The organism is Fimbriimonadia bacterium (assembly GCA_039961735.1).
GTDB lineage: Bacteria > Armatimonadota > Fimbriimonadia > Fimbriimonadales > JABRVX01 > JABRVX01.
The window spans coordinates 1-13,455 of the sequence record JABRVX010000006.1 but is presented as its reverse complement, the minus strand read 5'-3'; the positions used below and the strand labels follow the sequence as shown (position 1 = coordinate 13,455).

At 63.2% G+C, this 13,455-nt stretch carries 9 protein-coding genes; 4 read left to right on the top strand and 5 right to left on the bottom strand.

The genetic code is table 11. The annotated features are described in order from the left end of the window. Nucleotides 1–2 precede the first annotated feature (2 nt). Nucleotides 3–2,285 (top strand): penicillin acylase family protein, encoded by a 2,283-nt coding sequence (locus HRF45_02445; protein MEP0765390.1) that lies wholly within the window; start codon nt 3–5, stop codon nt 2,283–2,285. A gap of 694 nt (nt 2,286–2,979) precedes the next feature. Next, nucleotides 2,980–3,768 carry an alpha/beta fold hydrolase gene (locus tag HRF45_02440; protein MEP0765389.1) on the top strand — a complete coding sequence of 263 codons (789 nt, stop codon included), beginning with the start codon at nt 2,980–2,982 and terminating at the stop codon, nt 3,766–3,768. Here the strand turns inward: HRF45_02440 and HRF45_02435 are convergent. Both HRF45_02435 and HRF45_02430 read right to left on the bottom strand, forming a co-directional pair. After that, nucleotides 3,734–6,013: a hypothetical protein gene (locus HRF45_02435; GenBank protein ID MEP0765388.1), complete on the bottom strand. Its 2,280-nt coding sequence runs from the start codon at nt 6,011–6,013 to the stop codon at nt 3,734–3,736. The two genes, HRF45_02440 and HRF45_02435, sit on opposite strands and share 35 nt — an antisense overlap. Beyond that, nucleotides 5,997–6,848, bottom strand: a complete 852-nt coding sequence (locus tag HRF45_02430) for an SDR family oxidoreductase (GenBank protein ID MEP0765387.1) — start codon at nt 6,846–6,848, stop codon at nt 5,997–5,999. The genes HRF45_02435 and HRF45_02430 overlap by 17 nt, the downstream gene beginning before the upstream one ends. A 68-nt stretch (nt 6,849–6,916) precedes the next feature. Here HRF45_02430 and HRF45_02425 point away from each other — a divergent pair, with 68 nt between their 5' ends. Further along, nucleotides 6,917–7,843: a fumarylacetoacetate hydrolase family protein gene (locus tag HRF45_02425; GenBank protein MEP0765386.1), complete on the top strand. Its 927-nt coding sequence runs from the start codon at nt 6,917–6,919 to the stop codon at nt 7,841–7,843. 741 nt (nt 7,844–8,584) lie between these two features. On the opposite strand, the gene HRF45_02420 is transcribed toward HRF45_02425, so the two are convergent. Further along, nucleotides 8,585–9,274 carry a matrixin family metalloprotease gene (locus HRF45_02420; protein ID MEP0765385.1) on the bottom strand — a complete coding sequence of 230 codons (690 nt, stop codon included), beginning with the start codon at nt 9,272–9,274 and terminating at the stop codon, nt 8,585–8,587. A gap of 241 nt (nt 9,275–9,515) precedes the next feature. On the opposite strand from HRF45_02420, the gene HRF45_02415 reads away from it, so the two are divergent. Then, nucleotides 9,516–10,784 (top strand): aminotransferase class III-fold pyridoxal phosphate-dependent enzyme, encoded by a 1,269-nt coding sequence (locus HRF45_02415; protein ID MEP0765384.1) that lies wholly within the window; start codon nt 9,516–9,518, stop codon nt 10,782–10,784. A 112-nt stretch (nt 10,785–10,896) separates the two neighbouring features. On the opposite strand, the gene HRF45_02410 is transcribed toward HRF45_02415, so the two are convergent. Together HRF45_02410 and HRF45_02405 are read right to left on the bottom strand one after the other, a co-directional pair. Further along, on the bottom strand, nt 10,897–11,907 hold the full coding sequence (locus tag HRF45_02410) for a hypothetical protein (GenBank protein MEP0765383.1): 1,011 nt from the start codon (nt 11,905–11,907) through the stop codon (nt 10,897–10,899). Between the two features lie 19 nt (nt 11,908–11,926). Then, complete coding sequence (locus HRF45_02405; protein MEP0765382.1) at nt 11,927–13,225, bottom strand: hypothetical protein; 1,299 nt, start codon at nt 13,223–13,225, stop codon at nt 11,927–11,929. Nucleotides 13,226–13,455: the final 230 nt, after the last annotated feature.

Genomic DNA, 13,455 nt, shown 5'->3' with positions numbered 1-13,455 from the left:
GCATGTTGTCCGCCATCCTCAGTGCCTTCGTGCTTGCCTCGGTTCCGCAGCAGACCCTTGAACTAGACGGTGAGACCGTCCGCATCACTCGCGACCCCTTCGGCGTGCCGCACATCGTCGCGCCGTCAATCCGCTCGCTTTTCTACGGTGCGGGCTATGCGGTGGCCCAAGACAGGCTATGGCAGATGGAGCGCAACCGTCGCATGGCGAAGGGCGAGATGGCCGAGATCTATGGCCCCGACGCCCTAGCCCAGGACAGGGCGGCCCGCACCGACGGCTACACCGAGGACGAGCGACAGCGGCACTTCGATAGGCTCGGCCTACGACTGAAGTCCGCGATTCGTGCCTACGCCAAGGGAGTGAACTCGTGGGTTGCAGAGGCAAAGAGGGAAGGGAAGCTTCCGAAGGAGTTCGCTCAGTTCGGGGTGGATCCTCGGCCCTGGGAAGTCACCGATACGGTCGCCATCGCGCAACTGATGAGCCGTCGCTTCGGGGCCTTCGGCGAAGGCGAGTTCCGCAATCTGCTAGCCTTTACCTACCTGGAGGCTCGACTGAAGGACAAGGCTCTCGACGCCGTCAACGATATCGCGTGGATGGACGATGCCGAGGCACCCGTCACAGTGCCTCGCGACGCCCCGTTATCTCGCTCGCACAAGCCCGTGCCCAACCCGCCGAGGGAACTGACCAAGGCCCATCTCGCTCTGCTACCCAAGCTGGGTTTGGCCGACCTGCTGGAGGGCATTCGGGCCTTCGCCCATTCGGACGAGAAGGAGTTTGCCGAGGCGCACGGGCTGTACACGCGCTTCGGCAGCTACGCTATCGCAGTGGATGCACAGCGCTCGGCTACCGGCAACGCCTTGCTCCTGGGCGCGCCGCAGATGGGATGGACAACGCCGCAAATAGCGCACGAAATTCGGCTGGAGGGCGGGGGAATCGAAGTCGCCGGCATGGGATTTCCCGGCATCCCGGGCGTGCTGATCGGCCACACCCGCCACCTAGCCTGGACCACCACATCCGGCCTAGGGGACACCGAGGACGTGTTCGTGGAGCACATAGACCCCGAGAACCCTGCGAACTACTTGTACGACGGTAAGAGCCTGCCTTTCGAGGTCCGAGTTGAAGAAATAAAGGTCAAGGGCGGGGAGACTGTGCGCCACGAGGTGCGCCGGTCGGTGCACGGGCCCGTCGTGCGCACATCTGGCAAGCAGTGGGCCTACGCTCGCCACTCCACGTATTGGGAGCGGGAGCTGGATAACTTCGAGGCGTTTTTTGCATTCTATGAGGCGAAGAACCTGGCGGAATTCGAGGCGGCGTGCCGTAAGGTGATCACCTCGCATAACTTCCTGGCGGCGACGTCCTCGGGGGAGATCGGCTACTGGTACGCGGGCCGGTATCCTGTCCGCAGCGAGAAGCTGGACCCGAGATTCCCCACGCCGGGCACGGGGGAGTATGAGTGGAAGGGCTTCGTTCCGTTCGAGGAGCTGCCGAAGTGCGTGAAGCCATCGCGCGGGTGGTTGGCGAACTGGAATAACAAGCCTGCCACCTGGTATGGGCATTCGGACACGCCGACCTGGGGCGCCGTCTTTCGCTCGAAGCGGCTGGACGACCTGTTAGGTAGCATGCTGCTCATTTCGCCCGACCGCTTGCGTGAGGTCGTGCGCGACATCGCTACCTATCAGGTGGACGCCGACTTCTTCCTCGAGCCGCTCTTACGTGAGCTACCGTCGCATGACGCCGGTGCGCGGCTACTGCGTGCCTGGGATCGCCACGAAAGGGAGGGCTCTGCCGCTGCGGCGTTGTTCCGCGCGTACGTGGGTAGGCTGCGCGAAGAGACGTTGCTGCCTACACTCGGCAACTTCGGTTCCGACCAAAGCTTCCGCCAGGTGGCCCAGGCCAGCTACCTCTGGCACGTGCTCAAGCCGGGGGCGAAGCCTAAGCTCGACTACCTGGTTGGTCGTTCTCGCGAGCAGGTGATGCGGGCGGCTTGGGAGAAGGCGGTGGCGGACATCCAAAAAGACGCGGGGGATGACCTCTCGCGGGCAACGTTCCGCGCATCACAGATGAACCTTGCACCGCTGCCCCCCGTGCCCTATTCGAACCGCGGAACCTACATCATGCTCGCGGAACTAGGCCGTCGCGGAGTCCGCTCTATCAGCGTGTTATGCCCCGGCCAGAGCGAGGACCCCGCGTCTCCGCACTACTCCGACCAGCGCGACCTGGCATCGTGGTGGATGTACAAACCGCTGTGGGACAGCGTTAGGCCTCGGACCGAGCGATCGCAGTGAGCGAGTGGCAGGCAGACACCGCTCAGCGTCCATCCGGCAGGTCCATCGCACTGGCGGGGTTGCATTCGTGTTCGGTTGTCTATGCTTCTCCTAAACGAGCGGTGCATCATGTCGCCGAGCACGCGCAATGGAGGCGATCACCTCCCTGCAACCGCTATCGTCACGCCGAGCCCTCCCCGACGTCATGCTGAGCCCGTCGAAGCAAACGTCATGCTGAGCCCGTCGAAGCAAGGAGTCGTAAGCCGCGAACGTGGCACCGGAAGACGATGGCATTCGGCACGTCCCGTCATGCTTCGACGGGCTCAGCATGACGGTACTGGGCACGTTTACTCTCCGCATGGTTGGCCTTGCGGCCGACGTCGTGTCTCGGCGAAGCATGACCCCGCCCGCCGCTCCGCCCCGGCACGTTTGCCGGCACACCATCCGCTACCACGATAACACTGGTCTCGCTGCCTGGCGAGCGAATCCGAACGATCAGTCCGTTCGCGCGCCCTGTTGTAGGCCACACGGAATGATGCCAGGGCTGCCGGATTCTAGAGCCCGTGAGCGGATGAGCACTTCCCCCAAGCCAAGGCCAGGCCCAGCCGATGGCCAGTGCGCCGACATGGCGGCACACCACACGACTCGCAGGCTGTGCAATACTGGTGGCAAGCGTCGAGTCGCGCGTGAGCCCGCTCGACCAAGGAGGGGACCCATGATGCCCGTTGGCAAAATCTTGTCGGCAGCGCTGATCATCGTCGGTGCATGCGGCTGCGCGTCTGAGAGTGGCCCCATGGCGCCCGGGAGCGAGCAGTCCGGCAACACCAGGTCCACCACGGAGCCGCCGAAGACGGTCGCGGTGTCGTTCCGCACCTCGGACGGCCTAACGATCTGCGGCGACTTCGCCGACGCGAAGACGGATAGAGGCGTCGTCCTGTTGCACCAGTGGAACGCCGATGCGAGCACTTGGCGGCCATACCTGACCGCCTTCGTGGACAAGGGGATCAGTGTGTTGGCGATCGACGCCCGCGGCTACGGCAGGTCGGAACAGCAGGGCAACCAGCGGTTCGCACCGACATGGGACATCGGGCATGACGTTGCCGGCGCAGTCGAGCTGCTTCAAGAGAAGGGCTGCAAGCGGATCGGCATCGCAGGTTCCAGCTACGGCGCCAACAACGCTTTGCTCTACGCCGCCGCTCACCCGGAGGTTTTGGCCGTGGCGCTCCTCTCACCCGGCGAGAACTACCACGGACTGAAGATCGCAGACGCAGCGAATCAGTATAAGGGGAAGGCCTTCGTGCTTCTCAGCGAAGGGGATAGGGGAGTCGGTAGAGCGCTCGACATTCTGCGGAGTGGACTAGGCGACCGGCTGACATCGATCCTGCTCAAGGGGGACGCGCACGGCACGCGTATGCTCGAGAAGGAACCGGACTTGGTGAAGCAACTCGTTCAGTTCTTCCACGACGCGCTCAAGGCAGAACCGGCTGCCCCGCAGGCCCCTTAGCACCAGCACGCAGAGTGAGGATTGGGTCGCTGTGCAGCATCACGGGCCGGCCCTGACGGTCCCAGATTACCGTGCCAGCCTGCACCGTCCAAGGGCCGTTTTCAGGCACCCCGAACATCCTACCCACCAGTCGCCCTTCGCTGCGCGGGTTGCGCATCACGGTGAGACCGGTGTGGCTGGCGATGGGGTAGGCCTGGGAGAGGAACACCATCCGACCATCGTTATCCCACAACCTGAACTTAACTCCGAGGTCCCATAGCAGCGGGTGCGTTCCTGTGCCCCAAAAGATCACGTCGTGCGCCTGCAGATCGTCCGGCACGACATCGCTGGCCTTCTTCACTTTCCAGCCCGGCCAGAGACGAGGGAGTCTCTGCAGCAGCGAATCAGCCGACATCCATAACTCGTCCGGCACGATCACCCACGTGTCCATTGCGAGCTGTTGCAAGGTAGGAGGAACATCGCGAGCATCCACTCTCCTCAGCACACGCCACCATGGGTCCAGCGCGACGCTGGACGCCCCCGTTGGAAGCCGCAGATGCACCTCGCGGTCGGTGATTTGGGCAGTCAGTTGCTCGACCATGCCCCCGCGGGCATCCAAGAACGCAACCGGAACCGTCCCTCGTCCGGGCATCCCTGGCAACGAGACGACCACAGCGCCCGCTTCGGCGGTCACCCTCGGCTCCGCCCACAAACCCATGCCGACCCAGAAGTCGAAGAACCATCGGTAACTCGGTCCAGTCACATCGTCCACGGCACGTTGTAGGTCTTCCCAATCGACGCCGCGCGACACCGCTGCATCGGTCACGAAGAGGCGCAGCGCCTGCTGCAGCGCCTCTCGACCAATCTCGATCTCCAGCATCTCGAGCGCCTTACACCCTTTGCGGCGCGCGAAGTCCCACACGGACCAGCCAGATTCGGGTGACGCCAAAAACAGAGGTCCCTCTCGCACGGGCTCGGCGAACATCCTCGGGTTTTCCGATGGGCCGAGGTATAAGGTGCCGGCCGGGTAATCCTTTCGCGTCATCAGCAGAGCTGCGAAGTCGGCGAACGCCTCTGGCCATGCGTTTCGGATGTATGTTGCGGGCGCAATGCCGCCGAACCACATCTGCGCGACCGAGCGTGGCATTTCGTAGATCGGTGTGCTCGACCCCAGCACGATCAGCCCGGGCACCGACAACGGCCTGCCATGGTATCCCGACGAGACGAGTACCGTCGCCTTCCTCCACCGCGGAGCGCCTAGCCACTCGAAGAACCGATGTGCCTCAACTGCAGCCTGCAGATAACCCTCAGGACTACCGCACATTTCGCCTAGGTACAACAGCCGCACTGCCGTAGAGCCGGCTGACTGCTCCGCAGTGCGGTACTTGCCCGCCGCTAAGGAGAGGAATGTGCTCGGCTGCTTGCAGTCGTACTCAAATACGCCCGGAGCTCTCTTGACTGCCGGCTCCATGCTGGCGAGGTCCCAGCCATCTGGCACCCTAACGGTGGCCGAGTGCGTGGCCTGCAGACGCCCCACCGAGAGCCACCACACATGCCCGGACAGTACGCCTTCGTCCTCCGTTACCAAGCCCTCGGTGCTCTCATACCGCACGGTAATCTCTGTCGCCGTGCCGACCTGCACGGCTACCACGCCCCCGCACTGCGCGAAGGGCAGCGGGCCGGAATCGCGCCGCACCTCTTGCACCACGAACTCCGATCCCATCCTGAGGATCGCCAGACCCTGTGCACCGGGCATCCGTTCCAGTGTGAGCCGGTCGGTGATGAATGCCTTGCCACTCGCAGGGTCCAAGCGGATATCGAACCGGTGGTGGGTGACGCGGTAGCCGGCCGCCGCCTCGTCGGGAAGCCGCGCTCCGATGCGAAGGTCACCGTCCTCCGAAGTCACTCGAAACACGTGAGCCGTCGTGTCTCTCGCCCTGCTGGGCGTGTGGAAGACCAGGTAGCGCTGCAGGGCGGATGGCAGCGTCAGTGCCCCCGCTCGCCATCCCGCCTCTCCACCGCCGTAGGGGCCGTTCTCTACGATGAACGCGAACCGCTCGCCGACGCCTTGGGCGCACGCGCGCCTCAGAGTGAGGAAGTCGCGGCTCCGAGCGGCCGCGTCGGCTGCGGCGACGAACTCGTCTAGATCGTCAGCGTGAGCAGTAACCAGAGCAAAGGGTAGCAGTAGGAGAAGCGAAAGCCTCAGCATCATCGAGGTACAGACGCCCACAGGTTGCTGCGGTTTTCTCCTACTGAGGGTTCGCATGCCGCGTCTCCATCTCTGCGAAGAACTCCTCGTCGGTCATTCTCTCACGCATCGAGAGATATTCTTCGGCGTCGGCTCCTACGCGGTACCGGAACCTCGGAGTTGGCGCCGTGGCTGCCTTCCAGATGACCTCCGCCACCTCCCGCGGGTCGCCCGCCGCCTCCGCCTGTTTTGCTCTGCGTCGCCTCGTGCCCTCACGAACGGCTGCGTACGGCGACGCTGGGTTGTCGGTGTCGGGATGCACGCGGAGCGAGCGACTCTGAAAGTCCGTGAGGAACATCCCGGGCTGAATGACGCTCACATGGATGCCGAATCCGCGCACCTCGTGGTACAGCGCTTCTGACAGTGCCTCGACTGCGTGCTTCGTCGCACAGTAAGGTCCACTGAGAGGAAAAGCGAATCGTCCGACGAGACTCGAGAGATTGATAATCCGCCCGCGCCCCTGCCGGCGCATGATGGGCAGCACGGTCTGTGTGACCGCGAGCAGCCCGAACACGTTGGTCTCGAAGTTCGCGCGCACCTCGTCCAGGTCGGCCTGCTCTACGAAGCCGAAGTAGCCGTAGCCCGCGTTGTTCACGAGGACATCCACACCGCCGGCAACACGTTCCATCTCGGCGACTGCGCTCGTCACCTGTTCATGCTTGGCAACGTCCAGGGTCAGGATTTCGATCGAACCGGCGCTGGCTTCCGTGGCAACGGCTCTCAGCGCGTGGGCTCGATCGGGATCACGCACACCGGCCCATACCCGCCATCCGCGCCCCGCAAAGAGCATCGCCGAGTGCAGCCCGAAACCGCTCGAACATCCGGTAATCAGAACTCGTCCCGCCTCGCTCACGTCACGACACTTCGATCAGGAATAATGCGCCCCATGACTGCACATTGTCCCCCATTGGGTCTCCGCTCATGAAGATGGTGTCCTTCGTGGCCAAGGGCCGCACCCGCGCTGGCGTCTTGGTTGAGGATCTCGGGCTGTGCCTCGACATCGCTGCGGTTCTGAGCGCTACGCCCGACGGCACCGGCAGCGCAGCACCCAGAACCATGCGTGCTCTCATCGAGATGGGGGAGACCGGGTTTCGCCTCGCGGGGCGAGCAGAGCGGATCGCTCGCGAGTTGTCAGTCTCCGACCCCACCAACCTTGCGAGTTCTTCGTTCCTTATCGGAGAGGTGCAGTTCCTTCCGCCGGTACCGGACCCATCCAAAGTGATCGCCATCGGACTGAACTATCGCGATCACTGCGAAGAGCAGAACGTGCCTCTACCCGAATACCCCACGGTGTTCGCAAAGTTCCCCAGCTGCCTGGTCGGGCATGGGCATCCCATCGTGAAGCCTGCCGAGACGAACAGCCTGGACTACGAGGCGGAGCTGGCCTTCGTAGTGGGGCGTGTGGCTAAGGACGTGCCCGAAGAACAGGCGCTGGACTGCGTGTTCGGTTATATGTGTTTCAACGACGTGACGGCGCGTGACATCCAGAAGGGAGAGAAGCAGTGGGTACGCGGAAAATCCTTCGACACCTTCGGCCCATGCGGACCCTATCTGGTGACGGCAGACGAGGTGGGTGAACCGCAGAACTTGTGTGTGGAGTGTCGAGTGAACGGAGAGGTGCGGCAGAAGGGCAACACGAGGGACATGGTGTTCGGTGTGGCGCACCTGCTGTCACGTCTGTCACGCAGTTTCACCCTGCTGCCGGGTGACATCGTGACCACCGGTACGCCTGCAGGGGTGGGTATCTACTCGAACCCCCCTCGCCTGCTGCAGCCAGGCGACGAGGTGGAGGTAACGATCGAGCGTCTTGGCACACTTCGCAATCGGGTGGAAGAAGCGGAGTCGTAGTTTCGCCGTCCTGACGGCTCCAGGTGGCCTCACGCGCGCCGTGATTCCGCGGTCTCGGAGGTTCTCCACTCGCTGTCGTGTGCGCGCATGCCGCCGTCCCGGTGGTCCTTGCCACGCTGCGCTACACCTGCACCGCGATGGCCCCACCGTCCGTGGGCGCGGCCACCCGTCCACGGGAAGGCATTCGTGCAGCGAACCTCTCGCCAGGCAGCGAGACCTGTGTTATCATGGTAGCGGATGGTGTGCCGGCAAGGTACCGGGGCGGAGCGGCGGGCGGGTGCAGGACGCGTTCGGGACGGAAAGGCAAGCCGCAGGCACGACCCGACGCGATACGGGACCCCGGAAGGCGGTTTCGGATTGCGTGCCTTTTCGCTGTGTAGGGCAGCCCGTTTTCTCACCGACTGCTAACTAGCCGCACCGCCATGCTCGGCCCATCATCGTGCCTACAACCGCAACCACTATCGTCACGCTGACCTCCCCACGTCACGCTGAGCCCCGCCGCGTCATGCTGAGTCTTGCCACGTCATGCTGAACCTCCCCCACGTCATGCTGAGCCTGTCGAAGCATGACGTGGCAAGCCGGCACCGTAGCACAGAAGGACGACGACATGCGGCGGGCGGGGTCATGCTTCGACAAGCTCAGCATGACGTTTGCTTCGACAAGCTCAGCATGACGCTAAGCAGGCTCGGCATGGCGATGCAGTAGACGTCCACGTTGCCTACAACGTCGCAATACCTACCATTAAGGCTGCGCGCGAACGGCGTTCTCCTTGAGCTCTCTGCACAGGGCGCGGAGGCTCGTGATAGCCGCCAGCTCGCCGGCGCTGAGACGGCAAGAGGCCGCGCCGTGCAGGTCGGGCCCCATGATGTCGTTGGGGTCGCTCGTGTCGTCTAACCCCAGGATGTGGCCAAGCTCGTGCGCGACGATGTGCACCAGGGACGCTGCATCGTGCGGTTCGCCCTTGGCAGTGTGCGTTGCCACCAGCACCGTCGCGTCCAGGTACGTGTTGTGCGTGGTTCTGCTGTACACGGCCTTGCGCTTCCACTCCACGTGACCGCATAGGTGGTGGGTGTCGCTAGCCAACTGCTTGCGAAACTCGATGCGGATGTCGGCGGTCTTCGGGTCGTCCGTCAGGCGGAAAGGCATGTCTTCCCCGAGCGCCTCACGCCATACCTCGAGCCCTTGTACTGCGCAGCGATACAACTCGGACCGCTTGGGTGCAGCAATATATACCGTCGAGCGGGGCACCAGCACGAGCTCGATCTCGGCTAGAGCCCGTTGCGTATCGCCCGACTCGAAGGCCATACACGCGGCTTCGTAGTGTCGGGTGATCTGCGGGTCTAGCCTATCGCGATGCGGCGACTCCGACCCGAAGGCGGAGACGACGAGGCCCACCGCGCACGCACACAGCAAGATAGGCAGCGCTCTCACTCTCAACTCATTCCACGAACAAACAATCAATAGGCAGGCACAATTGCCGGCCTCGGCGAAGGCGGCTCCGAGGTGCTCTCCGTCCGGCCCTCGGAAGTTGCCCAACCCTTCTGGACGACATGATAACCCCGGATCCGGGGAGGGAAGCGAGCGAGTAAATGGAACCTCGCACTTCTGCCGTCAGCAACGCCGACAGGACTGGATTGCCGGCCCTCCAGGAACCCGTAGGTATACTGGCCACATGAAGCCCGAGGATCCCGAACGACTGCTGGCCGATACTCGTGAAAAGTACCGCAGATTCGTAAATCCCGGCCTCGAGCGTCTCATGTCCTTCGCCGGCTTCGGACTAGAGTGGGAAGCCGAGGGCTGCTACGTGACGGATGCCGAGGGCAACCGCTATCTGGATTGCCTCGGTGGCTACGGCGTCTTCAGCCTAGGGCATCGGCACCCGAAGGTGGTCGAGGCGGTCAAAAAGCAGCTCGACCGCATGCCACTTTCCAGCAAGGTGTTCTTCAGCAAGCCTCTCGCCGACCTGGCGGAGAGGCTCGCTGCGGTGGTCCCCGGCGACCTGCAGTACAGCTTCCTGTGCAACTCGGGCACCGAGGCGGTCGAGGCGGCCATCAAGATCGCCCGGAAGGCCACGCACAAGAGCAAGTTCGTATGCACCATCGGCGGGTTTCACGGCAAGAGCATGGGATCGCTGTCGGCCTCTGGCCGCGAGGTGTTTCGCGCGCCCTTCGACCCGTTGGTGCCCGGCTTCGTGCACGTTCCGTTCGGAGATATCGATTCCATGCGCGAGGCGGTGGACGACGAGACGGCGGGCGTGATCATCGAGCCCATCCAAGGCGAAGGGGGTATCGTCATCCCGCCGGACGGCTACCTGAGGCAGGTGGCCGAGCTGTGCCGTGCGCGAAGTGCGCTGCTGATCGTGGACGAAGTGCAGACGGGGCTGGGCCGCACCGGTCGCATGTTCGGGGTGGAGCATGAAGGCGTGGAGCCCGACTTGATGACGCTGGCAAAGTCGCTAGGCGGTGGAGTGATCCCCGCAGGCGCGACGATGGGTACGCCCGCGGTGTGGGAGCCGGCCTTCGCCGAAAACCCTCTGATCCACTCCAGCACCTTTGGCGGCAACCCGCTGGCCGCGGTCGCGGGGCTGGCTACGCTGCAAGTGATCGAGGAAGAGGGTCTCTGCGAGCGATCGGCGCAGATGGGGGAGAGGCTGCTTCGCGGGTTACGTGCGGTGCAGGCCGACTTCCCGTCGCACATCGCGGAGGTGCGGGGCAGGGGGTTGATGATCGGTATCGTGTTCAGCGAGGACGATGTCGGCGAGTTGTGCGTCGGGCAGCTCACCGCGCGCGGCGTCATCTGTGCCTATACGCTGAACAATCCGCGCGTGATTCGCATGGAGCCCCCGCTGATCATCACCGAGGACCAGTGCGACTTCGCCGTGTCCGCCTTCGGCGATGCTATGTCCGCAACATCAGCTCTGTTACAGGAGCTGGGTGGATAATAGGCAGGAGGGGCGCGCGCAGCCCCCCTGCGACCAGTCTACACCGCGCGGCACAACTCCAGCCCGTTCGCCCACTCTGAGCAAGCATCACAGGGCGCTGAGCGGCGTGTCATCACATTCCGTCCAGAGTAGGAGTGGATGCGGAGACGGCGACGCCACACAACCAGTCATCGGCCCCCAAGGAACGCAGGTACACCTCACACTGATCCTCGAATGCCGTAGGAAGGACGAGTGCCTCCTGGACATTCACAACGCGAGGTTCGATCACCGGAGAGAGCGCGGGCACGCTCTTCCTTGTTGGCCTACCACGCTCCCCTTCTCGTTGCACCCAGGCAAAGTACAGGGGATTCCACCGCAGTGGCACGATCGTAACGGGCACCGGCTTGCCGAATCGAACGAGGTAACCCTCGCCGGTGCGCCGTGCCCGCTCCCTACCGCTCGCCGCGTGCGAAGGGGTTAAGTACCCAGTGCACTCGATGCTGCTGGACCCGTCGGTGGGAACGAGGTACATCGCAGGGATCCGTGCTGGCCAGCTCTCAAGGTGCGACTCGAGGCGATGGTCCGACTTCGTCGGCTGCCACGTATCAGAACCTGGATCGTAGGCCTCTACGACGCTCCAGCCTGCGGGCCTCAGCAGCAGGTCTTGCGACGCAACCACGAGCACGTGGCGCGCGGCAGGGTGCTGACCATGGGGTACGTCTGGAGCCAGAAACCTGTCGAGCTTGGGCCCTAGATCGTCGTCTCTGAGAACTCGGACCTCGTCGGCGAGCAACACGTTACCTGAGCGCAAGCCTACGGCAAACGGCCACGACTCCACCGGCCACGGGTCCCTCTGAGGCTCCCAAGGCTCTGGCATGAGGTCCGTTGCGTCCCCTTCGAGGATGTGGAGCAGTTGGGCCGAAGCCAGCGGATAGTCGTCGGGGCGCCAGAGGAGTCGTCGGAACAGCATCCACTCGACGTCGCGCTCGCTAGGTGGAGTGACCCCTGGCTCTAGCAGTGGCCCCTTTACGTTGAGCGGGCCGGTCTGCACGCGATCCGAATCCCGGTTCCACCAATACCAACCAGTAGCCACTATGACCGCAAGCACTATTGCGGAAGATGCTATGAGCATTGCCCGAGACATGTGATGACTCCCTTGTCCGCTAGCGCATGTCGGACATCTTTAGTCCGCCGTAGTAGAGGGACGTCCCGCCCCACAAGCTATCCGTGAAGACACGGATGTTGTAAAATGGTGGACTATCCATTAGCCACAGCTGCCCTTGGTACCAGTCGTGGGCAGGAGGCCCCTGGAAGTCGGACGTTACTTCTGACCTACCGCTCAGCCACTGCATGACCTGACCGATGGTGTAAGTTGTCTGATAGGGCACTCCACCACCTTCCGAGAAACGTTGAAAGAACAATCGCACCATGTCAATGTATGGATCCGCACCCATGTACATCATCCCGAAGTAGCCCATGTAGTAGCATGCAGGATCGCCGATATAGTAGTCCGGATCGCTACCGCCCCAGAACCAGTATGCCATGTCGTTCGCGTTGCTCATGGACACTTTTGTCCAGGACTCGGGGTCCTTAAGGTTCCCTTCGTTGATACTAGCGTAACGCCTACCGCTGCCGCATGCGTCAACCCACACGAGTCTCGGCTTGCGCTTCGGGAGCTGAAGAGCAGCGATGTGCACGTTGGTGACACGAACAATGCCGACTCTAGGATCGAGGCTGATCTCCCCAGGTGCTGACCTCATGACGAAACTGGTCGTATCCAGATCGCCTTGGGGACGCACGTTATGGTTGCCGTGGGTGAAGATGTACACCATGCGGGTTCCACTCGACTTGATCCAGATCGCGACTCCTGGCGTCATGCCATCAGGTCCATAGTCAAGCCAGTAGGCGTTGCCGGGCTGAAACACCTTTACAGGCAGGCTAACTCTCTTGCAGGCCGCCCTGATGTGAGCGAGGCGAGCATACCCCGACGTCATGGGGCCTACGTTGTGGTGCATTACGTTCACCAGCACAGCTCTCGCTTGTCCGAGCAATACCCGGCTGACCTCCAATCGCTTTGGCTTGATCTTGGGCTGGCCTGGTTTGTCAACGAGAGTGAGCACGAAGCGGTAGGTGTCGTCCTCCAAATCCGTGCCGTACATGTCGGTGCCATCCCACTCATAGGCCACCACTGGACTGGCGGACGGCGAGGTCCAGGTCTTCACGACGATGCAGGTCGAGCCCTCAACAACGTCCACGCGGAACCGTTGCGGCTCCTTCAGCTTGCACGCGAAAAGCACCCTCTCCCCGCCGCCCGCGTTCAGTACGCACGCCTTGTAGGTGTACGCCGTGCCGTTGGTCGCCGAGGTGTCCAAGAACAGCCGCATCGGGGTCTCTCCGACGAGCGAGTAGTTGCCCCCGCCTGCCTTCCTATAGACGCGATACGGAGCGTAGGGGTTACCCAAAGCCGATCTCCACGGTCACGGGGATGTTTGCCGGCGAGGCCGTCCAGAACTCCAGGCTCGCGGTGCCGGAGACGGCGGTCACGCCCAAGAGGCTAGAGGGCAGCAGGAGCGCTATGAGGGCCGTACCCCTCCGAAAGCTCAGCCATGCTAACCCCCTTTGTGCCCTTCGGCTGATAGTGGGCACGCTACCAAGATAGCAAAACCCCCGGCCCTTGTCAAGCCTTGTAAGG

Bases quoted from the DNA above. Each gene is read 5' to 3' on its own strand.
- HRF45_02415 (MEP0765384.1), top strand. From the start codon at position 9,516: ATGAAGCCCGAGGATCCCGAACGACTGCTGGCCGATACTCGTGAAAAG.
- HRF45_02445 (MEP0765390.1), top strand. From the start codon at position 3: ATGTTGTCCGCCATCCTCAGTGCCTTCGTGCTTGCCTCGGTTCCGCAG.
- HRF45_02410 (MEP0765383.1), bottom strand. From the start codon at position 11,907: ATGTCTCGGGCAATGCTCATAGCATCTTCCGCAATAGTGCTTGCGGTC.
- HRF45_02440 (MEP0765389.1), top strand. From the start codon at position 2,980: ATGATGCCCGTTGGCAAAATCTTGTCGGCAGCGCTGATCATCGTCGGT.
- HRF45_02435 (MEP0765388.1), bottom strand. From the start codon at position 6,013: ATGCGAACCCTCAGTAGGAGAAAACCGCAGCAACCTGTGGGCGTCTGT.
- HRF45_02425 (MEP0765386.1), top strand. From the start codon at position 6,917: ATGAAGATGGTGTCCTTCGTGGCCAAGGGCCGCACCCGCGCTGGCGTC.